A 26,107-nucleotide genomic window follows, 5' to 3' on the forward strand; every position below is an offset into this window, starting at 1 on the left:
ATAATGTCCTATATCTTTGCTTCTTACCGGTTTTAGATTGATTATTTTTGAAGGATTTCAGGACTTTAGTCTTTATTTCCCAATATACCACACTTTAAGGTGCTCTGCTTCGATTCATTGCCCTTCCTGCTCGAATAACCTATAATTTAATGAAATAAAGCATAACGACGGTTTTACATATGAACCTATGGGATTGGCTAAAAATATTCATTCTATACAGCTGCGACAAGATTAAGAAAAGAGAGGAGGAACTTCATGAACATCAGTCAACTTGAAACACTTATCATGATTTCCAAAACGATGAGCTTCCGCAAAGCCGGAGAACTTCTCAATTTGACGCAGCCGGCGGTGTCCGCCCAAATTAAAAGTCTGGAGGATGAGTTCAAAACCATTCTGATTGACCGCAACCAGCCTGTCACCCTGACCGACCGGGGAGCTGTTTTTTTGGAACACGCCGAGCGCATATTAGAGGTTGTTGAGGAATTAAGACAAAAATTATACGATCTAAACGAAACACCGCAGGGTCACATTGCGCTGGGCACCACAACATCCATCGCTATTCAAATTTTACCGCGCGTGCTTTCCTACTTTCAGGATCAGTTCCCTCTCATCAAAACCTCCATTCAATCCATGGCTTCCTCAATGATTTATCAGCAGGTGGAGAACGGACTTATTGATGTTGGCATCGGTTATCTGATTGAACGTAATCCCAATTTAAGCACTTCGGTTCTGTACTACGATTCCTTTGAGCTCGTCGTGTCTCCTACTCATCCACTGGCCTCACAACCACATGCTACCATTGAAGCCCTTCGGGAAATTCCGTTGATTCTGCTCTCTCCCGATACGGTGGGACGAAAATTCGTGGATGATGTATTTAAAAAGCACCAAATCGTACCTCATGTCGTGATCGAGTTGTCCAGCAGCGAGGAAGTCAAACGGATGGTCGAAATTAATCTCGGTGCTGCCATTATTTCCAGACTATCGGTCACTTCTGAACTGCGTGCAGGCACATTAAAAATGATCCATATTCCCGAGCTGGAAGTTAGTCATCCGGTAGGAGTGATTTATAAATCCGGCCGATATCTAAACTCAGCCATGCAGCAATTTTTAAGTGATCTGAAGGGGATGCCGGAGACGAATTTCACCAATTCTGAATAACGTAATTCGCTATGAACACCATACGAAATATAAACCCTGATTACGAAAGGAAGACAGGCTATGAAATTTGATCTGCACACCCATCATTTCCGCTGCGGTCATGCAGACGGAAACATTCGAGATTACATTGAAGCAGGCATTCAGTCGGGCTTACAAGCGATTGGTATTTCGGACCATTCCCCTTTCCTGGGCAGCGAACAGGATCAGGCTTTTCCTAAAATTTATATGGCTAAGTCACAGCTTGCTGAATACGTAGAAGAGGTACAACAGCTTAAAAAGGAATATGAAGGCCGTATTGACGTGCTCCTCGGATTGGAAACGGATTATTTTCCTGATTTTGCTGAATTATATCGTTCCACTCTGGCTCCTTATCCATTTGATTACCTCATTGGGTCGATTCACAATGTCGAAGGGAACAGCATTTTTAACCGTAACCGTTGGAACAAATTAAGCGACGCTCGTAAAATCGAGGTCAAACAAGCCTACTATGCGCTCATTCAGGAATCTGCGCGAAGCGGCATGTTTCAAATTTTGGGTCATATTGACGCAATGAAGGGAAACTTTCCTGCCTTTTCAGACATTCCTGCCGATGAAGCCATTGATGAAACCTTGCAGGTAATTGCGGAATCTAATGTGGCGATTGAAATTAACACTTCGGGTAAAACCAAGCTAAGTGGCGGATGGTACCCGTCTGCTTCTATTTTAGAAAGAGCGCACCATTTTGGTGTGGAGGTCACTTTTGGTTCGGATGCCCATAAGCCTTCGCGGGTTGGCGATGACTGGGAAGAAGTAAAGGCAATGCTGAAGGATATCGGCTTCCGGGAATGGGTCTATTTTAAAGAAAAACGTAAAATTCCTGTGGCGCTTTAAAATTTGTTTAAGTTGGGGATCGCCGCTCCGCAAATCATTTGATCTTACGAACGCTGCTGCAATGGGATTGTTGGGGATTATAATTTATAAGGTGATAATTCCATTGCAAAGGCGAACGCTTAGCAAGATTATGACATCTATGTGTGAGGAGAATTACATATGCACTTGGAAGATCCTATGAACAAGCTTAAAAAGCTAAAGCATGACATCACGCGATTTATGCTCATCTATAAATTTGCGCTCGACGAAATGGAAACCAAGATTGAAATATTAAAGCAGGAATTTCAAGCATTGCACGATTACAGCCCTATTGAGCATACCAAATCACGCCTTAAATCTCCTGAGAGCATCATGAATAAAATGATTCGTAAAAATAGCGAGTTATCGCTGGATGCTATCAAAGATCATATCAAGGATATCGCAGGTTTGCGTATTACTTGCTCTTTTATTTCTGACATTTATGATGTCAGTAACATGCTTCAGAGACAAAGTGACTTGAAGGTACTGGAAATTAAGGATTACATCAAGAATCCCAAGCCGAACGGTTACCAGAGCCTGCATTTGCTGGTTCAAGTTCCTGTATTCATGTCGGATTGTGAGGAGCTAGTCTGCGTAGAAGTGCAAATTCGAACCATTGCGATGGATTTCTGGGCCAGCCTGGAGCATAAAATCTTTTATAAATACAACCAGTCTGTGCCCGAAAACCTGACACGTGAATTAAAGAACGCAGCAGATTCCGCTAATGCTCTCGATCTTCAAATGGAGCGACTGCATCGTGAAATTAAGGAGATTAAAGACGCTAGAGGTGAAGAAGACTCCATAGAGGAGCTTCGGAAGATTATGATTAATAATCAGCAAATTACGGTGCCGGCCAATTTCTTGAAGCTTCTAGGAGAGTAAGATTAGGCGGTGCTCCACCGTTATGCGAATGATTTGATCTTATGATCGCTGTTGCAACGGGATTCACTGGATATTATAAGCCCTTTAAAGGGTAGAATCCCATTGCAAAGGCGAACGCCTGCGCTTCTCCAGATTCAAATTCTCCACTCCGGTTCAAATTCATCTGCCCCTCAGGACATGCGACTCCACTACAACCTATGATCCTCCTCTTTTTACTTAATTGTTAGATGAGCTATGTAACTAAGAGCACTTCATCAAACTCTTTTCATTCGCCCTGTATCCTTAACAGTCATTATTTCGTCTACCTTAATAAAAACAAGCTTATAAGGAGTGATGTAAGTATGAAAAAGATACTTGTTTTGGGTGGAACGCGCTTTTTTGGCAAGCGACTGGTGGAACGTCTGCTGGAGAGTTCCGAGAACTCCGTTACCATCCTCACACGAGGCCAAACGAGCGATTCGTTTGGTGACCGCATTCAGCGGATCTGTGCAGACCGTACCGACCGGCAAGCGCTCGCTGAGGCGGTAGGTGAGCAAGTGTGGGACGTTGTTTATGATAATATTTGCTTTTCTCCAGATGAAGCCAGCGAAGCCTGCCGCATTTTTGATGCTACAGCCAAGAGATATATTGTGACCTCCAGCCTATCCGTCTATGATTCGAGCCCGGAAGTGCTGACAGAGAGCATCTTTGACCCTCAGGCTTACCCGGTTCGCAAGGGCGGAAAGGACGATTTTACATATCAGGAGGCTAAACGGCAGGCAGAAGCAGTTTTTATGCAGCAAGCTACATTCCCTGTAGTTGCTGTTCGTTTTCCGATTGTATTGGGGACAGACGATTATACGAAAAGACTTCATTTTCATATCGAACATGTTCGTGAAGGAATAGAAATAGGAGTCCCTAATTCCGCAGCACAAATCTCATTTATTCGTTCCGATGAAGCCGCAGATTTTCTGTTTTGGCTTGGTCACACTCATTTAACTGGTCCCGTAAATGCTTGCTCCGACGGTACCGTGAGGATTGGAGAGATCATTTCAATCATTGAGCAGGTAACGGGAAAACAAGCTGTAATGAAAGAAAAAACAGCAGACGAGCACATGTCTCCATTTGGTATTACACAATCGTGGTACATGGAAACGTCCAAAGCCCAGTCAGAGGGGTACTCATTTCTCTCCCTACATGAATGGCTTCCAGAGCTGGTAACCAGCCTGAACCGTTCTTATAAATCATAAAAAAAAGGACCCGAAGCTTCGGGTCCCAGCAATATATATAATTCAAAGGGGGTCATGTCTATGTTGTACCCACTCTATGTTAAAGTAACTTTGCAGTTATGTTTCATTTTTGTAACAAACTGAAATACAAATGAGCCCAGCCAAGGCAAGAAGGCCACTCGCCGCCACAGAGATAGAGAATGCCCTAATATAATCTGACAATTTAGCTTCTGAAAGCGTGTGATGAAGCGAGGAAGAGAACAAGAACCCGATCAAAGCGACTCCCAAAGAATTAGCCAAGTACATAAAGGTCGTAAACAAGCCTGAGCCCGTTCCTGCCTCTTCAGCCGATACAGCACCCAGGACGACATGAGCCAGTGGCGTTGTGGCCATTCCGAGACCTAAACCATATACACCTAGTATCATGATATTTTGAATATGAAATAGGTGGAACGCATCTAGATGTAACGATCCAATGAGCAGAAAGCTACAAATCCCCATGATTAGCATACCTGATTTCAGCACCTTGCTCCCCCACCTCTTAACCAGCCTGGACGACCATAATGAGGTAAGAAAAAAGCCAACACCTAGCGGTAAAAAGACCATACTTGTGGATCGAACACTGTATTTCAAACCAGATTGTACATAATAATTCAAAATAAAGAAGAACGAAAACATACTAAGATAGATGACAATTACCGTCAATATCCCTGCGCCGAATGAACCCTTTCTAAATATAGATAGACGAATAAAAGGCGAGCCTCCCTTCTTTTCTTTTCCCATTTGCGTAACTATAAAAGCAACCAAAATTAGAATAGACAACAGCAGACAACCCCATGTCCATGAAGCCCAGCCCTGCTTTTGTCCGGTTGTCAACGGATAGACAAACAACAATAAACCAAGAAGCAACAGAAAGGCCCCTGCCCAATCCATGTTTGGCACGGATCTGCCATAGGATTCCGAAATAATAGGACAAAAGAGTAACACTAACAGCCCAAAGGGAACATTAAAAAAGAAAATAATACGCCAACCCAGGCCAAAAAGGTTCCAGTCTACCAAAAATCCACCCAGAATTAAACCAAGTGTAAACCCAACCCCAATGATAGCTCCATAAATCGCAAATACCAGCCCTTTCTCCCTGGGAAGAAAGCTGCTTTGCATGATAGATAGAACCTGAGGTTGAATCATGGCGGCTGATATCCCTTGAAGCACACGGATCATAATGATTAATGTAGGGTGCGATACGATCCCTCCTAACAAAGCCATTAATGTAAAACCCAACACCCCGATGCATAACATGCGTCTTCTACCATACATATCTCCTAGTTTGCCACCCAATATCAAGGCCACAGCCAATCCCAGAGAATAGCCCGTAAATATGAGCTGTGCCTCCGAAAAGCTGGCATGCAGGTCCGCCTGCATCATCGGAAGGGCAACCTGCATCATATAGGTATTCAATGAAATCAACAAAGTGGGAAGTAAAATAAGAGCTAATGCGTACCAGCGACGCGAGTCTACCCGCTGTACTGCTTGAGGATTAGTCATGGATATGGCAAAACGATCTTTCATTGTAGTTCCTCCAACTCTATAATGGTTATCTTGACCTTTTCATTTCTCATCTCAACTGATAACCATTATCATCTATAAAGCAAGGAGGCTCTACCTACGGAGGTATTTTCTATCCCTATAGAAGGAGCACAAATGCAAAATCCTCCAAACATGATGGACATGCTTGAAGGATGGTTTCATTAAGATTTATTCGAAAATGTATCTGGGTTACGTATTTTCTTGATATATTCGCTAGGATTACAACCATAATATTTTCGAAAGGTTGTCGTAAAATTGCTGGCGTTGCTGTACCCAATTGAAAAGGCAGTCTCTCCAATGTTTAATTGTTCAACTTCCAAGTACCAGAGTGCTTTTTCCATTCTTTGCTTACGCACCATTTCAAAAATAGTCATTCCGAATACATGGGGGAATCCTTTCTTTAGCTTGAATTCATTAAGCCCAACCTTTCGGGCCAGCGCTTGAATAGACAGGGGATGTTCAAAATGAAGAATGACGAATTCACGAGCCTTTTGGAGCTTGGATATATCTTCACGACTTATAAAATGGCTTGTCCCCCTTGTTTCATGTCCATCCATCTCCCCAAATAATGCAATAAACTCCATTGCCTTGCTTTCCATGTATAACCGTTTCATCGCCCCATTGTAGTTGCAATGTATCATGTCAAAAACACACTTATGCATGGCTGGCGTATCCGCATAAGAGTCGATATTCCCCTTGTAACGCTGTAACCATGTTTCCATGCTATGCTTTTCTGCGATATCCCCGGCATAATGAAAAAGCTCTTGTGGAGAACATCGTATTTCCAGCATTTGATGGCGAACTCCTGCCTTCTTTTCCTCATAAACCAGTTCATCCTCTAAATATAAAACATTCCCGGTCAAACGATTGGTATGACTTTCTTTGCCGTTCCATTCACAGTATATTTCACCGTTTAAGCAATAGCTGAGTTCAAAGAGCGGACAAGCCTCCTGAATATGAAGCTTCATATTCTGTTCAAAGGTGAGATCCGTGACCACGATTTCCATACCTGGGCGAATCTGTGTGCGTGTCATGCTTCCCTTGCCCATATGCGGGGGAAGCGTGAGTTGTTGCTCCCATTTTTTATGATGAATACGACCATCCACAAGCTCCGTGAATTGGTCAAATAAATGATGAATGTCTGCACTCCATATATTCAAAGCCAATATCAGCCCTTCTTTCCTGTTCAGTCCTAACTATAGAATAACAAAAAAAGAGGACCCGAATCATCGGGTCCCAGCAACATTTATTATTCAAAAGGGGGTCATGTCTGTATTGTACCCGTCCTGTGTTAGAGTTGTTTTGCAGTTATATTTCATCTTTGTAACAAAATATTCCACTTCCATTTCTAGGCATAATCCCCTTGGGTCATCGAAAATACCAATACACTCGGCACCTCTCCTGAGGGATCATAAGCACCAATTGTACGCAGCAGGCGCATCTTATTTTTAATAAGTACGCGCATGGAAGCCTGATTATCCTCTTGGCAACGACTTTCGATCCGCTTGAGCTTCAAAGATCCGAAACCAAAATTCAGCATTTCTCCCACCACTTCTGTAGCCAGCCCCTGTCCCCAAAAAGGACGATCCAGAATATAGCCCAGTTGTGCCTCACCCGTTCTTTCATTCCATTGCTGAAAAGAGACGATACCGAGCAACGGTGAGGAGGTAAGCTCATTGGATTCACCTAGTAGATTGCTTTCTCCTGTATTTCTCTGATGCCATTCCACCGCAAAATGCAGGGAATCTAGTGAATCAGCAGATATTTTAATTTGCGCAACCAGACGCCGCATTCGTGTATTGACTGGTTTGCGAATTCGATTCACATATTGGATCACCAATGGATCGGATAGAATCCTTTCCAGCGCGGGATAATCCTCCGTTCTTAGCTGGCGCAATCGGACTCGGCGGGCGTAAAGCTCCGGTAGCCCAAGACGAAGCATTTCTCTGGTCAGCACAATGTTCCCCCCTGCGGATGGATTGGCTTTTAGAAATGAATGTTTCCATACTTAATCCAGGTCCTGAATCCCGCGGTAAATTCCTGTGCGCAGCTCTCGAATATAATACGGCAAAGAAGGCACAGCAGCTTCCTCCGCTTGTTTTACCGCCAGTTCTATATCATAAGGTACACGTACAAAATGAATGGAGAAGGACGTAGGTTGATCCTCTCCCATCTCGCCCTCTAAAATGCAGTAGGAAGCCTGCGTAACATCCAACGGATTCCCGACACTGCCGACGTTAAAAAGGGTTTTTCCCTGAAAATGCTGGATAAAAGCATTGTGCACATCACCATATCCCACAACATCTGGAGCAAAAGCAACTTTTCCATTTTCTTCTGCTAACGGATCGAACATGGCAAGCCGTTTTTCCGGCTCATCCCATGGCTGCACACGGTGATATACACTTTGCGGCGAGGCATGCACCAGACGGATACGGCGTCCGCTCATTCTGAAATCATAATGAAACGGTAACTGTGCCAAATACTGCACTCGTTCTGCCCCCAAGCGTTCGGCTTGCCAGCTAAAATTGAGATCATCCGTAATACTAACCAGCTCATCCCAATTCCCCCGCACGACCACTTCACAACGTTGACGGACAGCATCCAGAACCTCGCACGGGCTAGGCCCTTTGCCGATCAGATCCCCCAAACAAAACACACGGCTAATGCCTCGGGAAGCAATATCCTCCAGCACCGCCTCACAGGCAGGCCAATTGCCATGAATATCTGAAATGACAGCAATACGATCCATCTGAACCTCACTCCTTTGTCCGAAACGACTACATCTCTACACTACATTCAAGCCATCTTTATGTAGTTCCAACATATATGATAAAGATGAAAAAAAGATCATGGCCTATTGGCTGGATTTTAGCGTAATGACACTAAGCTCCGGTCTGCACAGCACGCGAATCGGCAAATGTGTCATGCCAATGCCTCGGCTGACATACAGTGGCATTCTCTCTGTTCCCACATGAAATAACCCCTGGATGTACTTGCGTCCACCCGGAGGCGGCATTGGTGCTCCAATGACCGGCAAGCGTACCTGTCCTCCATGCGTATGCCCCGACAGTTGAAGATCAAAGGACATTTGCGCCGCTACATCTGCATAGTCCGGCTCATGCATCAGCAGCAGCTTGCACATCTCATCAGGTAGCCCGTGGATGGCACGCTGCGGATTGGGCTTGCCCATAATGTTATCCTCTAAACCGACCATGGCTACACGCTGTCCCGCAAGCTCTACAATCGCATGCTCGTTTCTCAGCAACGTAAATCCGGTTTTTGGGTATAATTCCTGAACTCCGGCTGGTAAGCCTCTATAATCATGATTGCCCAAAATAGCAAATTTGCCGAGTGTGGCGTGCATCGAAGCCATAACTGGAACAGCAGCCTTCATGGATACTGCATAGTCATCTACAATATCGCCTGTAAAACAGAGCAAATCTGGCTTCAGACCTGCTATACGGTCCGCAAGCTCGCGCAGATCCTGCTCATCCATATGAAAACCCAAGTGTACATCACTGAAATGTACGACCCTGATTCCGTCGAAAGCAGACGGAAGACGAGGGAGAGTCAAGTTGAAGCGTGTAATTTCCAAATGATTAGGCTCCCATAAGGAAGCATATCCTCCAGCCAGAAGCGCGGTTCCGGCTGTGGCTAAAGCCGCTTTTTTCAAAAAATGGCGGCGCGAAGGATTGGCTGGTTCATTTGAAACGGAACGCCGCGAAGAACCGGGAGGGATAGCGGCCCCCTGATGCGGGCCATCCTGACTCTCGCGGCGGGTGTGCGGCGTCTTCTCCATATGCGTTCCCCCTTGCGATCTATTCCTTGATCTCACTTTTTAGAAATTCTTACTGTCCAGAAGCTTTAGCGATGGGTGGACAACCACTGCTCCGCATAGTCTACCAAATCACGTTGCCTCGCGAAAAAACATGAAGCCTCTCCAATGTTCACTCGCGTAAAAGCTGAGGGACAGTCCCGTTCAAAATCAAGTCCCAGCTTCTCAAAGTCATCTGAGGTAATATTAAAATCCTGAAAAGATACCCACGCTTTTGCTCCATCCACCATCATAGGAGCTTGATGCGTGATCACTTCTCGTCCATTATAGGCTGTTCGATATTCCGCCAAATGCAAGGACGTGTTGCTGTCATGTCCGCAGCCCAACAGCAGCACATAGGCATCTGCCTCATACAGCTTTGCCAAGGGCGAATGCTCACCCAGCCCATAGTTGAGCTGATGATCTGTCAGTAATCCCAAAGCAGCAGGTCCACGTGCCGCCAGAGAAACATGCGGATGCCCGCTGCGCTTGGTTCCCGGCAGGCCACGGAACGTTTCTACAATGATGCCCATCCCCCCGGTCAGCGTCCAGGCCGGATTATAAGCGGGCATTTCCTCGCGTACCAGTTCCCACCATGACTCATCCAGAGGCGGGTTCATCCAGGTCGAAGGATCAGTCAAGTCATGAGACTGTGTCGGCATCACCAGCGTCCCTTCCGGGCCAACCGCTTCGGTTAGCGCGGCAAGAATGGCCGAGGCCCCGCCTGGAATAAAGCGTCCAAAGCTGCGCATCGACGAGTGAACAAGCAATGTCATGCCGCTCCGAACTCCCAGCTCCTTTAATCCCTTCATGACATCCGACCTAGTGACAGGTCGATTCGTTATCGGTTGCACAGTCACCTGTCCAGCCTCCTTTTCTCCAAAAACGATACACAATACCATAATTATACCATAACTGCTATCCGCGCTCCTTCCTCCATGTTACCCTCCATCTTTTCTGAGCGCAAAAAAACAGGCTTTCTCCAGTTTGAGAAAAAGCCTGTTTGGGCATAACCTATTTGCTATACAGTCAGCCAGCGCTTGAACATATGCTTGGTCGTTTCCTTATTCATTTCGGCAATAGAAGTTGTCAACGGAATGCCTTTCGGGCAAGAGCGTACGCAGTTTTGCGAGTTCCCGCATCCTTCCAGCCCATCGTCCGTCATCAACGCCTCCAGCCGCTCTTCCTGATTCATTTCCCCTGTCGGATGGCTGTTAAACAGACGAACCTGAGATATCGCCGCAGGTCCGATGAACGTCGTCTTCTCGTTGACGTTCGGGCAAGCTTCCAGACAGACACCGCAGGTCATGCACTTGGACAGCTCATACGCCCACTGACGCTTTTTCTCTGCCATTCTAGGACCAGGGCCCAGATCGTAGGTACCGTCAATCGGAATCCACGCTTTGACCTTCTTGAGCGCATTAAACATCCGGCTGCGGTCGATGACCAAATCCCGAACTACCGGGAACGTGCTCATCGGCGCGATCGTAATCGGCTGCTCCAGCTTATCGACGAGCGCCGCACAGGCCTGGCGCGGCTTGCCGTTAATCACCATGGAGCATGCTCCGCATACTTCCTCTAGGCAATTCGACTCCCAGCATACCGGGGCCGTCTCTTTACCGTGGCTGTCCACCGGATTACGCTGAATTTCCATCAGCGCGCTAATCACATTCATCCCCGGACGATAAGCCAATTCGAATTCTTCCGTATAGGGACTGGCTTTAGGATCAGCTTGACGGGTCACAACGAACTTCACTGTTTTATTCGACTTCACTGCTTGCTCCGACATCTAAATACACTCCCTTCCGTTATTTGTTCTTGGAATAATCCCGAATACGCGGCTTGATCAGCGAAACATCCACCGCTTCATACGAGATTTGTGGTCCTTCCGGTGTCCAGTCCGCAATCGTTGTTTTCAGGAAATCCTCATCGTTGCGATCCGGGAAGTCTGGTTTGTAATGGGCCCCGCGGCTTTCGTTGCGCAGTAGCGCACCTTTGGTCATCGCTTCAGCCAGCTCCATCATATTCCACAGTTGCCGTGTAAACGCCGCACCCGCATTGTTCCAGCGCGAAGCGTCATTAATGTTAATGTTAGAGTAACGCTCCTTCAGCTCCTTGATCTTGTGGATCGTGGCTTCCAGCTTGTCATTATAACGAACCACAGTCATGTTGTTCGTCATCCACTCACCCAGCTCTTTATGAAGAACATAAGCATTTTCTTTTCCATCCATATGCAAAATACGCTCATACTTCTCCGTCTGCTGATGAACTGCTGCATCAAATACGGAGGTAGCTATATCCTGTGCAGATTTTTTCAAGCCTTTAATGTATTCCACAGCCTTAGGTCCAGCCACCATCCCGCCGTAAATGGCTGACAGCAACGAGTTCGCACCCAAACGGTTCGCACCGTGATATTGGAATTCACACTCACCAGCCGCGAACAAGCCCGGTATATTCGTCATCTGATTGTAATCGACCCACATACCGCCCATTGAATAATGAACAGCCGGGAATATTTTCATCGGGATTTTGCGCGGATCGTCACCGACGAATTTTTCATAAATTTCAATAATGCCGCCCAGCTTTACATCCAGCTCTTTCGGGTCCTTGTGGGAAAGGTCGAGGTAGACCATGTTCTCGCCATTAATACCCAGTCCATCATCAACGCATACACTGAATATTTCACGTGTCGCAATATCGCGAGGGACCAGATTTCCGTAAGCCGGATACTTTTCTTCGAGGAAATACCATGGCTTACCGTCCTTATACGTCCAAATACGACCGCCCTCTCCCCGTGCCGACTCGGACATGAGACGCAGCTTGTCATCACCTGGTATAGCCGTCGGATGAATCTGGATAAACTCACCGTTCGCATAGCGTACGCCTTGCTGATACACCGCACCGGCAGCCGTGCCCGTATTAATGACGGAATTCGTGGTTTTACCGAAAATAATCCCGGGGCCACCAGATGCCAAAATAACTGCATCCGCCGCAAAAGTCTTCACTTCCATCGTACGCAAATCCTGCCCGCAAATCCCTCGACAGATGCCTTCATCATCCAGTACAGCCTGTAAAAACTCCCAGTTTTCATACTTGGTCACCAAACCAGCAGATTCCCAGCGTCGTACCTGCTCATCGAGAGCGTACAGAAGCTGCTGTCCTGTCGTCGCACCGGCAAAAGCGGTCCGATGATGCTGGGTACCGCCGAAGCGGCGGAAGTCCAGCAGTCCTTCCGGTGTCCGGTTAAACATGACGCCCATGCGGTCCATGAGATGAATGATCCCCGGAGCCGCTTCGCACATCGCTTTTACCGGAGGCTGGTTGGCCAGAAAGTCCCCCCCATAAACTGAATCATCAAAGTGAATCCATGGTGAGTCTCCCTCACCCTTGGTATTAACCGCACCGTTGATGCCGCCTTGAGCACAAACGGAGTGGGACCTTTTGACCGGAACCAAAGAAAATAAATGAACGTGAACTCCCGCCTCTGCCGCCTTGATCGTAGCCATTAGACCTGCCAGACCGCCGCCCACGACAATAATGTTGGATGCTGCCATTTCTGCTCACTCCTTTTTTTCAGGATTTTAACCAAATCCCCTTTTACGTTTGAAAATAGAATCTCAACACGATGTATAATTGATATGAGTCGTTTATAGTAGCTGTTTAAAAGCGCTGCATTGCACCAAGGCAGTTGCCGTTTCCTGAAATTCCGCGCTGCGGAATGCAAGCAGGGAAGCGATGAAGCCGATAGACACCACCACGAACAGGGTCATACAGATATAAGAAGATACTTTTTGCGCACGTGGTCCCACGGTAATCCCCCAACTGACCATAAATGCCCACAGTCCGTTAGCAAAGTGAAAGGATGCCGAAACGACACTGATTAAATACAAAATGAAATAAACCGGGTTCGTCACGATGCCATGCATGACTCCGCCTAGCTCCTCATGGGTTACATTACCCAGAGCCACCTGAAAGCGCGTGTCGTATACGTGCCAGATAATAAATACAAACGTAATAACGCCAGAAATACGCTGGAACAGAAAGCGCCAGTTACGTGAATAGCCGAATCTTTTGACATTCGGGTCAGCTTGATAAGCAATATACAAGCCATAAATTCCGTGGAACAGTAATGGCAAGTAGATGAATAACGTTTCTAGCACAATAACCAGTGGCAAACCATTCAGGAAGGCCACGCTGCGATTAAATCCTTCCTTGCCGCCCTCCACCGCTGTGAAGTTCGTCACCAAATGCTCAACAAAAAATAGAGCCAGCGGAATGACGCCAAGAAGCGAATGCAGCTTTCTGGAATAAAATCCTCTCATCTAGGTCATGCTCCCTTCTCCCAATAATAGCGTTTTCAATAGTAATATAACATATAAATTGACAGTTTCCGACAGGAAATGTCCAACAAGGTGTCCCTTATAAGGAAAAACAAAAGTGTGAACATCTTGTGTCGCTTTCATGTTACTCCTTTTCGGCTTATAATGGAATTGCAATATACGTATTAATTATTATGTCTTTTTTGCATATAGAGAGGAAGTGGATGATTTGTTTGAGGATTTGAACGCTTTTGCCGTCATTGTCGAGCAGTCCAGCCTGAATAAAGCCTCCAAACTGCTGAATCTGTCCCAACCTGCCCTGTCTCGCAAAATTGCGAAGCTGGAGGAAGAGCTGGGTGTGAATCTTTTTGATCGTCGGGGCAAACGGCTCGAAATTACGTCCACTGGCCGATTTGTTTACACGTTCGCGCTAGAGCAACGGCAACGACAGCTTCGCTTCTTACAAAAGCTGTCCCAGCACAAAAATGAAGCCCAGAGTATGCTTACACTCGGCGCAAGTCTCACGACACTCCAAACGACGCTGCCTACCCTCGTCGAAGCTTTCATGAGCAAGCATCCTCAAACCGAGCTAAAGCTGCTCACCGGTAAAACCCATGAAATCGTCGCCTTTGTACGTGACAAAAAAGCAGACGCCGGTATTGTCGGGTCTGCCATTCATGAAGCCGGACTGCGTTGCATTCCGCTATTTGATGATCATTTGGAGCTCGTTGTTCCCATTGGACATGAATTAACCGTCAAGACAGGAACGGCCTCGATGAAAGATCTGCAAGGATTGCCGATGATTATTTTCTCCAAAGGAACCTGGTACCGCAGTCTGACGGATGACTTATTCCAGCGCAGCGGCATCATGCCGGATATCCGCATGGAAATCGACTCCTTCGAGGCAATTGTACGCCTGCTTCCAACCTGTAAGGCTTCTGCCTTGCTACCCAAATCCTATTTGCGCAGCGAACTATTACGGGATAATGGACTCACTGCATTGTACTTGCCCGATTTGAAGGAGACACGCCGAACGACCTCCCTCATTTACTCGGAGACGACCGATCTCGGTCCGACAGCACGACGCTGGATTAGCGAGACACGGGCGTCGTTTGCAGGTTACCGTATGGTGTAGAGGGTTTAATCCTCTTCATTAACATTAACAACCTCATCCTCAAAGCGACCGATATTGTCATTCGAACCGATGATGACCATAATATCTTCTGCTTTTAGCCGATCCATAGCCGTCGGTGCGATCAGGATACCGTTCGCCGTATGAAGCGCCACGACGCTACAACCAAAGCGGGTACGGGCATTTAGCTCTGCTAGCGTTTTGCCATTCAGACATGCAGGTACATTGAGTTCCACAATACTGTATTCCTTAGACAACTCTAAATAATCGAGCAAATTAGGCGTGACTAGCTGGTGAGCCACCCGGATACCCATATCCCGTTCTGGATAAATAATCCGGTCCACACCGAGCTTTTCTAACGCACGCCCGTGCAGCACAGATATGGCTTTGGCTACAACTTTTTTCACACCCAGCTCCTTCAGCAAAATGGCGGTGAGGATGCTTACCTGAATGTCATCACCAATAGCAACAATGCCACAATCGAAATTACGGATGCCCAGTGATCGCAACGAGTCTTCATCGGTAGCGTCCGTCACGACAGTATGTGTCAACATCTCACTCATACTGTCCACAACATCCTCATTCCGGTCAATGCCTAGCACCTCGCACCCCATATCAACCAATTGCAAAGCCAGGCTTGAGCCAAACCGCCCCAAGCCAATAACTACAAACTGCTGCGTTTTCATATCTACTCGAAAACTCCCTTATCTGAATCAATTTCATAAATGGGATCTTGCACAAATCCCATAAGCGACTTCCAATGAAGAAGATATAGATCGAAATGGTTTAGTTCGTCTATATCTTGACTTCGGAGCGACTGGTATCGAATTTTGCAAAATCCTGAAATGATTAAACCAACGAAATGTATATGAAATGATTCATCCTATAATCATTTTGCCTTCCGGATGACGATATAATTCTTTACCCTTTTTCGGCCCCAGTGCATAAGCTAGCGTGAGTGGCCCCAGTCTACCTGCAAACATCGTCAGGGTAATCACCAGCTTGCCTATGACTGTCAAATCAGGTGTAAGCCCCATCGACAGCCCCACTGTACCAAACGCAGACACCGTCTCAAACAAGATCATCAGAAAATGATGATCTTCAGTTGCCGACAAAATCATCGTCACCCCGATCACGAACAGCAACCCCAGCAGTGTAATGGTCAAAGCCTTGTAAATTCGTCCCTGCGCAAGTCGGTACTTGAACAGTACAATATCTTCCCGCCCCCGCAGCATCGAAATCACTGCTCCAATGAGCAGGGCGAATGTTGTGGTCTTAATCCCGCCTCCAGTGGAGCCAGGGGAAGCCCCAATAAACATGAGTATGATGATAAAAAACTGCGTAGCCTGCCGCAAGCCTGCGATGTCCAGCGTATTGGCACCTGCGGTACGGGGAGTAACGGACTGGAATAAAGATCCCAGTAGCTTACCACCCCAATCAAGCGAGCCAAGAGTCCTTGGATTCGTAAACTCAAATACAAAAATCACGAGCGTGCCGACTACAATCATAGCGCCCGTCATGCTGAGTACCACCTTGGTATGCAAGGACAGTCTCTTGCGCTTGCGATATTCTGCCAGGTCTGACATCACTACAAAACCAATGCCGCCAGAAATAATTAGAAACATTGCGGTAAAATTAACAATCGGATCATATACATAACCTGTCAAGCTGCGAAATTCACCGAATAAATCAAAACCAGCATTGTTAAACATGGAGATGGCATGCCAGATTCCAAAATAAATCGCCCTGCCTACGGGCATATCAAAGGACCAGCGAACCGAGAATATCGTAGCGCATACGCCTTCAATAACCAGTGAGTACAGTAATACCTTACGGATTAACCCGACAATTCCCTCTACAGAAGTCTGATTCATCGCTTCCTGCAAGATGAGACGCTCCCGCAAGGAAATCCGACGCTTGAACACCAGTGCAATCAAGGTAGCCATGGTCATAAAGCCAAGACCGCCGATTTGGATCAGCGCAACGATGACAACTTGACCAAAAGTGGTAAAAAAGAGCCCGGTGTCCTTTACGACAAGCCCGGTTACACAGGTCGCAGAGGCGGCAGTAAACAAAGCGTCTATAAACGCAAGTGGCTTTCCTGTTGTATTGGAGACCGGCAGCATTAACAATAAACTACCTATTAGAATGATAATGGCAAAGCCCGCAACGAATATCTGCGGTGGAGAAAGCCGGAGCCAGCTTGCATTGGGATTCATCTATTCATCACTTCTCTCCTAATCCTTAAAACTATAAATCAGTGATTTAATACGGTGTAAGCTCGCTACGCGTTCCATTTGATCTTTCGATCGTCGTTGCCCCTGAATTTTTTGATTTTTCCAAACCTTAGTTAACTATAATTAGCATTCCCTGAATACAGGAAGAATGCATGTCAAGCACTACTCGGCCCCCTGTGCTATTGGCGAGCAGTAGCGAAGGGGGCAGAATTGTTCTGAAGAAGCGAAGCGTTTGCCTTTATCTCCGGATTTTAACCATTAAAGGGGGTATACAATAAAAAAATCCGGGGATAACAGCAATCGGAAGAATAATCTGCACCCGCAGCGGTCTAACCAATCCAAACACTTTTATACGCACAAAAAAAGACACCGGAAAACCGAGTGCCTGACTTGGTTCCTGCTCATAGCCTACGAGGTTAGCTGACGGATTCGGGCAGCACAGTATGCCCTATTTACACTTCCGATCCAGCAGGATCGGTTGTAAAATTCACCCCAGTAACATGGTTCCCCCGTTTTCCCATAGAAATTCGGCTCAACTGTATATCATTACCTATGTATTTCATAGGCATTGCCTCAAGATTATAATCCTTCTATATCCAGATCACAAAACCGATTTCGCCGAAAAAACGTGAAATTGGCTTTATTTTGCGAATGGGCATCGTTTAATCGCAGCTTATCTAATTTTATTGGAACTTTAAAGTGCTTTCACTCTATTTTCATGAATATCGCTTGTCTGTTGGCGGGAACCTGTGCAGTATGATATCTTTAATGGATGTTCTTATTTACAGATTAAGGAGGAAACTCATGAATCCTATCGGGAAACCGGTCGTGCTCACGGCCAACTTCAAAAAATTAGGCTTGCTGGGCGGGATTGGCCTGATTTGCTTTTTTATCTTTCAATTGCTTATTCCCTCGCTTAGCAATCCGAGTCCAGAATCAGTAATGAACGCAAAGGTCATCAGCAAACAAGAAGCGGTCATACACGCATTGGACTTCGCCCGCTCCGAGCTGGGCTATACTGAATCACAGCCTGAGGAGCCTGTCGTGACCTATCAGGCCGAAACAGATTTGTACGGTTATTTATCTAGAGAAAAACTACTTCAACAGTACGACCGTACATGGAAAAAAAGTTACCCTTACGAAACCTTTCGGGTCGATCTGCCTGAATCCTCAGCGAAGAGTAAACTGCAAATTCATGTGGATTTATCCACTGGCAAGATCGTTAGCTTTAAACGGATCACCTCCAGCACCAATTACACACAGGCTGATATTTCTACGGATGAACAAGCACGTAACAGGCTTGTACGTGTGGCTGAGGACGGCATGACGCTCGAAGCCAAGGAGCAGGCGGCCGCAGTATGGGTCAAGCGCTTTGGCTTTAAGCCGTCGGATTTAAAGCTTGCGACCACTGAACAAGAAGGCGGATTAAAGTATACCGTAGACGATAAAAAAATCGGCGCCTCGGTACTTACACTGGCTTTTACTTTTGAAGACGGTGATGTTCGCTCCTTCACCCAAAGCTTTTCGGCCCCGTCGTCCTATACCGATTATATCGAAAAGCAAACATTTTGGGCGAATTTGATGACCTATGCGGGTTATGCCCTATTTAGCTTTGTACTGGGTGTACTTGCTATTGTGTATGCGTCACTCACCCGACGACATACTTCATTTGTACGCGGCATTGTTCTATCCGTTGTATACTTTATTGCTAGTATAGCTGGGACCATGAACATGCTGCCTTTATTGCAAGCAGAAGCAGGCGGTAAGGGCATGCTTATATTTCTTATGGTTTTCCAGATTGGTGTTACCTTTTTCATGGCTGTAGCGCTCTACTTCTCCTTGGTCGGCGGTGATGGGCTTATGCGTCAGGTTGGACTGAATGCATGGCCGCGTGCAAAAGAGCCGGGCTACGGGTTGTATGTGCTTCGCAGTATGTATGTTGGCTACTTGTGGGCCTTTATTTTACTCGGGGTACAATCCATCTTATTCTTTATACTGGAGCGCACATTTAATACATTCTCCACCACAGATGCCACACAATCCCCTTACAATATGGCTTATCCATGGCTACTGCCGATTATGGCGTGGATGGCAGGTATTGGAGAAGAGACTGTCTACCGTCTGTTTGGTATTCCGATGGTCAAAAAAATAGTGAAAAACACTTTTGTTGCTTGTCTGATCACCACGCTGATTTGGGCACTGGGACATACGCTTTATCCGATCTATCCGGTGATTTCCAGACCTATTGAGCTGACTTTTCTTGGTTTGCTGTTCAGTTTTGTGTTCCTGCGTTACGGCTTTATTGCCGCCATGTTCAGCCACGTTATTTTTGACAGCATTCTAATGGGACTTAGTGTGATGAGTCTGGGAGACACTGTGAATGTGAGCGCTGGTCTATTCTGGATCTTACTTCCAGCCATCGTGGGTTACATCATTTATTGGTTTAGTCCTAAAAAGCCAAATCGAATTATGTTTGAACCTATAAAAAAAGAGGAGCCGTATTCTACGACTCCTCCTCCCGAAGGGCAGCTATAATCTGACGCGCAAGCTTATCCCCAATAGAGAGAGGCCGGAAGTCTTCGACACTGGCCTCTCTTATTTTTTTGAGCGATCCAAAATGCTTAAGCAGTAACTTACGCCGTTTCTCGCCGATGCCTGGAATAGAGTCCAGCCGGGAAGTTACCATAGATTTGCCGCGTTGCTCGCGGTGGAACGTAATGGCAAAACGGTGAACCTCGTCCTGAATCCGTTGCAGCAGATAAAATTCTTCGCTATTGCGTGCAAGTGTCACGGCCTCAGAGGACTCTCCCACTAATAGTTGGGAAGTTCTATGTTTGGCATCCTTCACCAGACCACACACAGGAATGAACAAACCCAGCTCATTTTGCAATACATCGGTCGCCGCCTTAATTTGTCCACGTCCACCATCGACAACGATCAAGTCGGGACGTTCCAAATTTTCCTTAAGCACACGTTCATATCTACGTCGGATAACCTCACGCATTGTTTCATAATCATCGGGTCCCTGCACAGAACGGATTTTATATTTTCGATACTCCTTCTTGGCAGGCTTGCCATCAATAAACACGATCATGGCTGAGACTGGATCGGAACCCTGGATGTTGGAGTTATCAAACGCCTCCACCCGGTGCAAGCTATCCAGTCCAATGGCACGTCCGAGATTGCTTGCAGCTTTGGATGTCCGTTCCTCATCCCGCTCGATCAGCTTAAACTTCTCATCCAAAGCAACACGTGCATTTTCCGTCGCCATGCCTGTCATTTGCTTTTTCAGTCCACGCTGCGGTACAAGTACCTTTACATCCAACCATTCAGCCAGAGCGAGAGCCGCCGTACTCGGGTCCTCCAGTCCACCGGATAGTTGGGTTTCTGTTTCCTTTACTCCGGTATCTTGGTCACTAACTTGGTCTTGATTTGTTGCTGCTGCATAAGTTGCCCGTTCTTCAGCCACCAGCAATGAGTCAGCAGAGGGCTCTGTCTCCGTTTGTATCGCTTTCTCATCTGTCTGTCTGGTAGCATCGGTTGTAGCTGCACTGTGGGGTACAGTTTCTGCCGCAACCGGTTGATCGACATTGACCTGTTCGGCCTGCATCAGCTTAGGAGAATCTGGCAGCAATATTTCTTGCGGCACTGCCGGGTTGTCACTATAATATTGCGTCACATAGGACATAAAATCACTGTAAGCCTCACCGTAGAAAGGAAAAGTCGACATATGACGCTCGATCATTTTACCTTTGCGGACATATAGGATCTGTACACACATCCAGCCCTTATCTACTGAAAAACCGAATACATCTCGATCCTTCGCATCCGATGTGGTGATTTTCTGCTTTTCCATCATCGCGTCGATGCTGATAATCTGATCTCGCAGCTCCTTGGCCCGCTCAAAGTACAATTCCTCTGCGGCCTCCTGCATTTTACGCTGAAGATCCTTTTTAATTTCCTCATGTCCCCCGCTCAAAAAGGAACCAATCTCCTGACCAATCTGGTCATACGTTTCCTTCTCGACCTCTTTCACACAAGGCCCCAAACATTGATGCATGTGATAATACAGGCACACTTCCTTGGGCATTACACCACACTTGCGTAACGGATACATACGATCCAGCAGCTTCTTCGTCTGATGTGCCGCGTAGGAATTGGGGTACGGTCCAAAATATTTTGCTTTATCTTTCAGAACGCGACGGGTCACCTCCAGCTTGGGGTGTGCCTCGTTCGTAATTTTCAAATACGGAAAGGTTTTATCATCCTTCAATAGCACGTTATAACGCGGCTGGTACTTTTTAATGAGGTTGCACTCCAAAATGAGCGCCTCCATATTACTGCCTGTAACGATATATTCAAAATCACGGATATCGGAAACCAGTCGCTGCGTCTTGCCGTTATGGCTACCTGTAAAATAGGAACGGACCCGGTTTTTCAACACTTTGGCCTTGCCGACATAAATAATGGTGCCTTCGCTATTCTTCATCAGGTAACAGCCTGATGCATCCGGCAGTAACGCTAATTTGTGCCGTATGTTCTCCAGCGCCTTCTCCTGATTTTGCAAGTCCTCCGCATAAGGTTTCATTCGCCCGGTTCCTCCTTCCATTCTTAATGATTACTCAACTAACTATTTATAATATATAGGAATAATACACAAAAACGCCCCCGGTATTTACAACCGGAGGCATTGACCTTTCATGGCCGCTCCACCAAGCCCCCGCGGGAGCATGGGTCACATGCGATGATTATTGGTGTTTAGTAAGCATGCTTTTCAGTGCTTCTTTGGAGTTCAGACCTACCACTTTATCGACAGGCTGTCCGTCTTTGAAGACGATCAGGGTAGGAATACTCATCACGCCGAAACGGGAAGCAGACTCTGGATTTTCATCCACGTTCACCTTTGCGATTTTGACGCTGTCGCCAACTTCTGTGGACAGATCCTCCAGAATAGGAGCGATCATTTTGCAAGGACCGCACCATGGCGCCCAAAAATCAACCAAAACGGTTCCTGTGCCTTCGACTTCTGCGTTGAAGGATTGATCGGACACGTTAACAATTGCCATTGTATGTTCCTCCTTTATAGAAAAGTCAAGATTATTATAACCTGTAATGTCTGTTTCGACACCTTTTAATTATATCACAATAGTCTTTTAATTGTAAGATATCAAAATAGCAGACGGAAAAACGCTTAACCCCGCTGATTTTTTCCCTTTACGGTAATGACATCTACAAAAGGACGAATCCGGTCCATCAAGCGTTGTCCCTTATACATTTCCTCTCCGTCCTTACTCGTAAAGCTGAGATGCTTCTCCAGCCCTTGCAACGAATAATTGGAAGTATAAAAGGTCGGTTTGCGATTCATTCGGTAATTCAGTATGGAGCCCATCACATGGTCCCGTACCCACGGGCTTAAATTTTCAGCACCAATATCGTCAAATACGAGCAGATCACAATTTTTGAGCATTTCGGTCGTTTCCTTCAGCTTCTGCCCGTCCTGAATCATGGACTTTAAGTCCTCCACAAAATCAGGCATATACACAATCACACCATTCAGACCCGACAGGGCCAGCTCGTGCAATAGATAGCCCATCAAAAAAGTTTTACCCGTACCAAATGTACCTTCCAGATACAGTCCTTTTTTGGATAGACCCTGACTTTTCGTTTCTTCAATGTAACGGAATAGCTGTGTGACGGCAGGCATACGTTGTGAATCTTTGCGCGCAATTTCAAGAGCGTTATATCCCTCCAGAAGGGCGCGTTCATCCACATAGAAGCTTTTAATTCGCTGACGAACCCGTTGTTCATGTTGGGAAGCAACCAACTTCGCACATGGGGTCCGAATGTCCACGATTTCGGCTGTTCCATTCGGATATTCCACGCCCAGCTTGCAAAAGTGGCCCTGAAAATCGTTAGGACATCGTTCCAGCCCCGGACAATTGTCGCAATTTCGACGATCCCGGGTATACTGAAAGAGCATGCTCATGTTGAGTCGCAATTGTGTTTCGTCCACATCAGGATGAGCAGCACAAAACTCCTGCACGAGCGGATCATTTAGAACTTGATCGGCTACATTGCGAGTGCGCTGGCGAAACGAAGGGTTCTGCATCTGCTGTAGCAAATCGCCCAGTGATTCCAAGAACGCTCCTCCTTTCTAAAATGTGCAGAGTTATGGACACCTACACCTTTTTCTGTTTACCGGATTGCATTCGTTCGGCCAGACGCAGCAGTTCATCCATTTCTTCCTCAGATACAGACTCCTCGGAAGGGTGATCCTGTACGATTGGAATGGATGGCTTGGCTGGCCCGTTATTTTTGGCATATGCGCGGGATCGGCCGCCGGAAGGAGAAGCAGAGGACTGTTTTCCTTTTACCTTGGCTTGATCTCTTATATATTGAACGGCTTTTTCGTAAGTGTTGACCTGCTTAAGCAGCATGTTGGAAGCAACGGCCTCGACAAAGTTGCGGTTAATCCGCTGATCGCTCCCCGATACGAGCAGTGACATTAAATAATGGATCAGCACGTTGATGACTTCACCGGGCAGCTTATAGCTGATATCAATTTTCTCGAATATATCCAGCAGGTTACCGGGAACCGTGCCAGGGAAAAAGGTTTGCAGCAACCGGCGATAAGGCTCGTTGCGCAACATCATATTATACTGGTGAATGTCACATTTGGCTGTGAATTGTGGTGGAACCTCTACATAAAATTCCATTTCCACAGCCAGTTCTGCAGGCGGCTCTTCAGATGTGGAAGTTTCCCTCTGGCGCAAGGCGACCACTTTGGCGGCCTGTACCTGCTGTTCCTCCTGACGCTTCCGATCCTGTCTGGAGTGCTGACTAGCCCGAAGCTGAAGCTCGTCAAGCAACAAATCGCCTGCTTCGGTAAAAATACCATCCTCATCCAGCAAGCGACTAATATCCTGTACAGAGAGATCAAATTTGCGAACAACGTAATTGACCATGCCTAACTGCTCGTGCTCAAACCGAAGACGTTCCACGTGCTTACGATTGGCAGATTCACGCGGAAAACGGAGAATAATATCTGCATAATTCAATGCTTCCTCCGATTCTGACGCTAGTGCTCCAGTCTGACGACTAGTGGACACCTCGGACAGCGCCTGCTCCAGTTCATAATCTATAACATGGGTATTCAGTTCAAATAACTCGTAGAAAGGAATCGAAATATTCTCTTTATTATAGGAAGATTGCGACCATTCGCTAGATTCCCTGCTCCACAACGATTCTCTCAGAGAGAGCACTGCAAACTTACCGATTTTGTCTCTCAACAAAAGGGTGAGATGCTGTGTTCTGAAAAATTCAGCAGGTGCAAGCGGTGGCTGCATCTCATATTCGTACATATAGTCGTCCGTTTCGGGTGCATACAGCCTGGACGTCTGTAACAGACCGACGGCCTCCAGCTTGGAAGTCTGTTCAATCAAATACTTGCGTCCCTTCTCACTCGGCTCCAGTCCCAGTGTCAGAAAAAGGCGACGCTGCTGTTCCAACGGCGAATAACCGATTTGTCCAACTGGCACATGCTGGAACAACAGTCGATACAGACTGACCGCAAATGCGCCTACCATCGGCTGATAGACGCTTCCCAGCATCAATTCATCCAGTGCGCTCAAGCCAAATTCCCGATAAACGCAATAGCGGTGGTTCTCAGTATAGTGCAGCAGGTTTTTCATCCGCATTCCAACATTCTTCCTTTCCTGACATAACGGTCTCCAAGATGTTTTTCTATTCTATCATACTTGCCTTCTCGTGGGACCAACAAAATAAGGGCAATTGTTCTCCTTTTTGGCAGCCATATTCGTCTGAGTTCTACTTTTTTCGAGAATACTAACTATTTTATGACTTTGTGACCTGCATCATGGTAAAAATAAAATTCTTCACACTTCTTTCATTGGTGAAAAGCTTTACTTTGAGCTACAATATAATGGTTAAGCATCACGTATTGGATACAGGAAAGATATAAGGAAGTACACATATTTCGGTTAAGCCGATTATCATTTACAGATCGTAAAGGAGTGTAGATCGTGAGTCAACATCAACCACAACAAACCCCAGCAACCCCCAACGAAGTAGCCTCCACACTGGAAGGCTGGTATGCGCTTCACGATTTCCGGTCCATCAACTGGACAGCATGGAAGACCGCAGACGATGAAGAGCGCGCCGGAGCACTGGACGAGCTTCAAGAGTTTATGAAGGAATGGAACGTTACCGAGGAAGCGGGTCTGGGCAGCTCAGCTGTCTATACTGTAGTCGGACAAAAGGCTGATTTTGTCATGATGCACCTGCGCGAAACGCTGGAAGACCTCAATAAACTGGAAAATGACTTTAACAAAACAACCTTCGCCAAATATACAACCAAAACCTATTCTTATGTGAGTGTGGTGGAACTAAGTAATTATTTGAGCAAAGATGAAGATCCAATGCAAAATCCACAAATCGTCGCACGATTGAAGCCCGTATTAAACAAGGCGCGTTATATTTGCTTCTATCCAATGAACAAAAAACGTGACCTGGACGACAACTGGTATATGCTTTCGATGGACGAGCGTCGCACCTTGATGCGCAGCCACGGTTTAATTGGACGCAGCTATGCTGGCAAAGTAAAGCAAATTATTTCCGGTTCCGTCGGATTTGACGATTGGGAATGGGGCGTAACACTGTTCTCCGATGACGCACTTCAGTTCAAGAAGCTAATCTACGAAATGCGTTTTGATGAAGTCAGTGCCCGTTACGGTGAATTCGGCTCCTTCTATGTCGGCAGCGTGTTGAATGAAGAGACATTTGAAGACATGTTGAAGCTGTAAGACGCAGACATCAACTCTTTACTGAATAAATCCGAGGATTTCGTGAACTCCCACTTTCGG

The 26,107-nt window shown here is 46.4% G+C and carries 22 protein-coding genes and 1 riboswitch; of the genes, 7 read left to right on the plus strand and 15 right to left on the minus strand.

From position 1 onward, the window contains the following. Positions 1-255: 255 nt before the first annotated feature. The 4 genes from ACYCSE_RS03795 (at position 256) to ACYCSE_RS03810 (ending at position 4,157) form a co-directional block, all read left to right on the plus strand. Positions 256-1,158, plus strand: a complete 903-nt coding sequence (locus tag ACYCSE_RS03795; protein ID WP_459701480.1) for a LysR family transcriptional regulator — start codon at positions 256-258, stop codon at positions 1,156-1,158. Positions 1,159-1,218: 60 nt separating this feature from the next. Next, a complete protein-coding gene (locus ACYCSE_RS03800; RefSeq protein ID WP_235308446.1) occupies positions 1,219-2,028 on the plus strand; it encodes a histidinol-phosphatase in 810 nt (269 codons plus the stop codon). 159 nt (positions 2,029-2,187) lie between these two features. Beyond that, positions 2,188-2,928 (plus strand): GTP pyrophosphokinase, encoded by a 741-nt coding sequence (locus tag ACYCSE_RS03805; protein WP_061830104.1) that lies wholly within the window; start codon positions 2,188-2,190, stop codon positions 2,926-2,928. Positions 2,929-3,269: 341 nt separating this feature from the next. After that, positions 3,270-4,157: an NAD-dependent epimerase/dehydratase family protein gene (locus ACYCSE_RS03810; RefSeq protein WP_459701483.1), complete on the plus strand. Its 888-nt coding sequence runs from the start codon at positions 3,270-3,272 to the stop codon at positions 4,155-4,157. A gap of 96 nt (positions 4,158-4,253) precedes the next feature. On the opposite strand, the gene ACYCSE_RS03815 is transcribed toward ACYCSE_RS03810, so the two are convergent. The 9 genes from ACYCSE_RS03815 to ACYCSE_RS03855 form a co-directional block, all read right to left on the minus strand. Then, a complete protein-coding gene (locus ACYCSE_RS03815; RefSeq protein WP_459701485.1) occupies positions 4,254-5,705 on the minus strand; it encodes an MFS transporter in 1,452 nt (483 codons plus the stop codon). Positions 5,706-5,884: 179 nt separating this feature from the next. Then, positions 5,885-6,889 (minus strand): helix-turn-helix transcriptional regulator, encoded by a 1,005-nt coding sequence (locus ACYCSE_RS03820; RefSeq protein ID WP_459701487.1) that lies wholly within the window; start codon positions 6,887-6,889, stop codon positions 5,885-5,887. Positions 6,890-7,071: 182 nt separating this feature from the next. Further along, a complete protein-coding gene (locus ACYCSE_RS03825; protein WP_061830107.1) occupies positions 7,072-7,680 on the minus strand; it encodes a GNAT family N-acetyltransferase in 609 nt (202 codons plus the stop codon). 51 nt (positions 7,681-7,731) lie between these two features. Further along, the gene (locus tag ACYCSE_RS03830; protein WP_250266606.1) at positions 7,732-8,472 is read right to left on the minus strand and encodes a metallophosphoesterase family protein; all 741 of its coding nucleotides are present in this window, start codon (positions 8,470-8,472) and stop codon (positions 7,732-7,734) included. Positions 8,473-8,577: 105 nt separating this feature from the next. After that, positions 8,578-9,522 (minus strand): metallophosphoesterase, encoded by a 945-nt coding sequence (locus ACYCSE_RS03835; RefSeq protein WP_165179097.1) that lies wholly within the window; start codon positions 9,520-9,522, stop codon positions 8,578-8,580. 65 nt (positions 9,523-9,587) lie between these two features. Next, positions 9,588-10,397 carry an AAC(3) family N-acetyltransferase gene (locus ACYCSE_RS03840; RefSeq protein ID WP_348620513.1) on the minus strand — a complete coding sequence of 270 codons (810 nt, stop codon included), beginning with the start codon at positions 10,395-10,397 and terminating at the stop codon, positions 9,588-9,590. A 161-nt stretch (positions 10,398-10,558) separates the two neighbouring features. Further along, positions 10,559-11,326: a succinate dehydrogenase iron-sulfur subunit gene (gene sdhB / locus ACYCSE_RS03845; protein ID WP_013311795.1), complete on the minus strand. Its 768-nt coding sequence runs from the start codon at positions 11,324-11,326 to the stop codon at positions 10,559-10,561. 19 nt (positions 11,327-11,345) lie between these two features. After that, positions 11,346-13,091, minus strand: coding sequence for a succinate dehydrogenase flavoprotein subunit (gene sdhA, locus ACYCSE_RS03850; protein ID WP_061830109.1), 1,746 nt, complete (start codon positions 13,089-13,091; stop codon positions 11,346-11,348). Between the two features lie 93 nt (positions 13,092-13,184). Next, positions 13,185-13,859 (minus strand): succinate dehydrogenase cytochrome b558 subunit, encoded by a 675-nt coding sequence (locus ACYCSE_RS03855; RefSeq protein WP_103050010.1) that lies wholly within the window; start codon positions 13,857-13,859, stop codon positions 13,185-13,187. A gap of 226 nt (positions 13,860-14,085) precedes the next feature. Here ACYCSE_RS03855 and ACYCSE_RS03860 point away from each other — a divergent pair, with 226 nt between their 5' ends. Beyond that, a complete protein-coding gene (locus tag ACYCSE_RS03860; RefSeq protein WP_028541456.1) occupies positions 14,086-14,991 on the plus strand; it encodes a LysR family transcriptional regulator in 906 nt (301 codons plus the stop codon). Positions 14,992-14,996: 5 nt separating this feature from the next. Here the strand turns inward: ACYCSE_RS03860 and ACYCSE_RS03865 are convergent, their stop codons facing one another. After that, on the minus strand, positions 14,997-15,674 hold the full coding sequence (locus ACYCSE_RS03865; protein ID WP_459701493.1) for a potassium channel family protein: 678 nt from the start codon (positions 15,672-15,674) through the stop codon (positions 14,997-14,999). A 192-nt stretch (positions 15,675-15,866) separates the two neighbouring features. Continuing rightward, positions 15,867-17,207 (minus strand): TrkH family potassium uptake protein, encoded by a 1,341-nt coding sequence (locus ACYCSE_RS03870; protein WP_459701495.1) that lies wholly within the window; start codon positions 17,205-17,207, stop codon positions 15,867-15,869. 408 nt (positions 17,208-17,615) lie between these two features. Continuing rightward, positions 17,616-17,768: riboswitch (cyclic di-AMP (ydaO/yuaA leader) on the minus strand. A 261-nt stretch (positions 17,769-18,029) separates the two neighbouring features. On the opposite strand from ACYCSE_RS03870, the gene ACYCSE_RS03875 reads away from it, so the two are divergent. After that, entirely contained in the window at positions 18,030-19,760 is a 1,731-nt protein-coding gene (locus ACYCSE_RS03875) for a CPBP family intramembrane glutamic endopeptidase (RefSeq protein WP_459701497.1), read from the plus strand. On the opposite strand, the gene uvrC is transcribed toward ACYCSE_RS03875, so the two are convergent. From uvrC to ACYCSE_RS03895, 4 genes are all read right to left on the minus strand, one after another. Beyond that, entirely contained in the window at positions 19,729-21,813 is a 2,085-nt protein-coding gene (gene uvrC / locus ACYCSE_RS03880; protein WP_322173141.1) for an excinuclease ABC subunit UvrC, read from the minus strand. The two genes, ACYCSE_RS03875 and uvrC, sit on opposite strands and share 32 nt — an antisense overlap. A gap of 160 nt (positions 21,814-21,973) precedes the next feature. After that, on the minus strand, positions 21,974-22,291 hold the full coding sequence (gene trxA / locus ACYCSE_RS03885) for a thioredoxin (RefSeq protein ID WP_010347861.1): 318 nt from the start codon (positions 22,289-22,291) through the stop codon (positions 21,974-21,976). A gap of 125 nt (positions 22,292-22,416) precedes the next feature. Further along, positions 22,417-23,364, minus strand: a complete 948-nt coding sequence (gene dnaI, locus ACYCSE_RS03890; protein ID WP_061830114.1) for a primosomal protein DnaI — start codon at positions 23,362-23,364, stop codon at positions 22,417-22,419. A 40-nt stretch (positions 23,365-23,404) separates the two neighbouring features. Continuing rightward, positions 23,405-24,922: a replication initiation and membrane attachment family protein gene (locus ACYCSE_RS03895; protein ID WP_459701500.1), complete on the minus strand. Its 1,518-nt coding sequence runs from the start codon at positions 24,920-24,922 to the stop codon at positions 23,405-23,407. 345 nt (positions 24,923-25,267) lie between these two features. Here ACYCSE_RS03895 and hemQ point away from each other — a divergent pair, with 345 nt between their 5' ends. Then, a complete protein-coding gene (gene hemQ, locus ACYCSE_RS03900; protein ID WP_023990152.1) occupies positions 25,268-26,047 on the plus strand; it encodes a hydrogen peroxide-dependent heme synthase in 780 nt (259 codons plus the stop codon). Positions 26,048-26,107: the final 60 nt, after the last annotated feature.

This window comes from Paenibacillus sp. SEL1 (assembly GCF_054602535.1).

What these genes read in the sequence shown, in the direction of transcription:
- ACYCSE_RS03795 (WP_459701480.1), top strand. Translation starts at nt 256, where the DNA reads ATGAACATCAGTCAACTTGAAACACTTATCATGATTTCCAAAACGATG.
- ACYCSE_RS03800 (WP_235308446.1), top strand. Translation starts at nt 1,219, where the DNA reads ATGAAATTTGATCTGCACACCCATCATTTCCGCTGCGGTCATGCAGAC.
- ACYCSE_RS03805 (WP_061830104.1), top strand. Translation starts at nt 2,188, where the DNA reads ATGCACTTGGAAGATCCTATGAACAAGCTTAAAAAGCTAAAGCATGAC.
- ACYCSE_RS03810 (WP_459701483.1), top strand. Translation starts at nt 3,270, where the DNA reads ATGAAAAAGATACTTGTTTTGGGTGGAACGCGCTTTTTTGGCAAGCGA.
- ACYCSE_RS03815 (WP_459701485.1), bottom strand. Translation starts at nt 5,705, where the DNA reads ATGAAAGATCGTTTTGCCATATCCATGACTAATCCTCAAGCAGTACAG.
- ACYCSE_RS03830 (WP_250266606.1), bottom strand. Translation starts at nt 8,472, where the DNA reads ATGGATCGTATTGCTGTCATTTCAGATATTCATGGCAATTGGCCTGCC.
- ACYCSE_RS03835 (WP_165179097.1), bottom strand. Translation starts at nt 9,522, where the DNA reads ATGGAGAAGACGCCGCACACCCGCCGCGAGAGTCAGGATGGCCCGCAT.
- sdhB (WP_013311795.1), bottom strand. Translation starts at nt 11,326, where the DNA reads ATGTCGGAGCAAGCAGTGAAGTCGAATAAAACAGTGAAGTTCGTTGTG.
- sdhA (WP_061830109.1), bottom strand. Translation starts at nt 13,091, where the DNA reads ATGGCAGCATCCAACATTATTGTCGTGGGCGGCGGTCTGGCAGGTCTA.
- ACYCSE_RS03855 (WP_103050010.1), bottom strand. Translation starts at nt 13,859, where the DNA reads ATGAGAGGATTTTATTCCAGAAAGCTGCATTCGCTTCTTGGCGTCATT.
- ACYCSE_RS03865 (WP_459701493.1), bottom strand. Translation starts at nt 15,674, where the DNA reads ATGAAAACGCAGCAGTTTGTAGTTATTGGCTTGGGGCGGTTTGGCTCA.
- ACYCSE_RS03870 (WP_459701495.1), bottom strand. Translation starts at nt 17,207, where the DNA reads ATGAATCCCAATGCAAGCTGGCTCCGGCTTTCTCCACCGCAGATATTC.
- ACYCSE_RS03875 (WP_459701497.1), top strand. Translation starts at nt 18,030, where the DNA reads ATGAATCCTATCGGGAAACCGGTCGTGCTCACGGCCAACTTCAAAAAA.
- uvrC (WP_322173141.1), bottom strand. Translation starts at nt 21,813, where the DNA reads ATGAAACCTTATGCGGAGGACTTGCAAAATCAGGAGAAGGCGCTGGAG.
- trxA (WP_010347861.1), bottom strand. Translation starts at nt 22,291, where the DNA reads ATGGCAATTGTTAACGTGTCCGATCAATCCTTCAACGCAGAAGTCGAA.
- ACYCSE_RS03895 (WP_459701500.1), bottom strand. Translation starts at nt 24,922, where the DNA reads ATGCGGATGAAAAACCTGCTGCACTATACTGAGAACCACCGCTATTGC.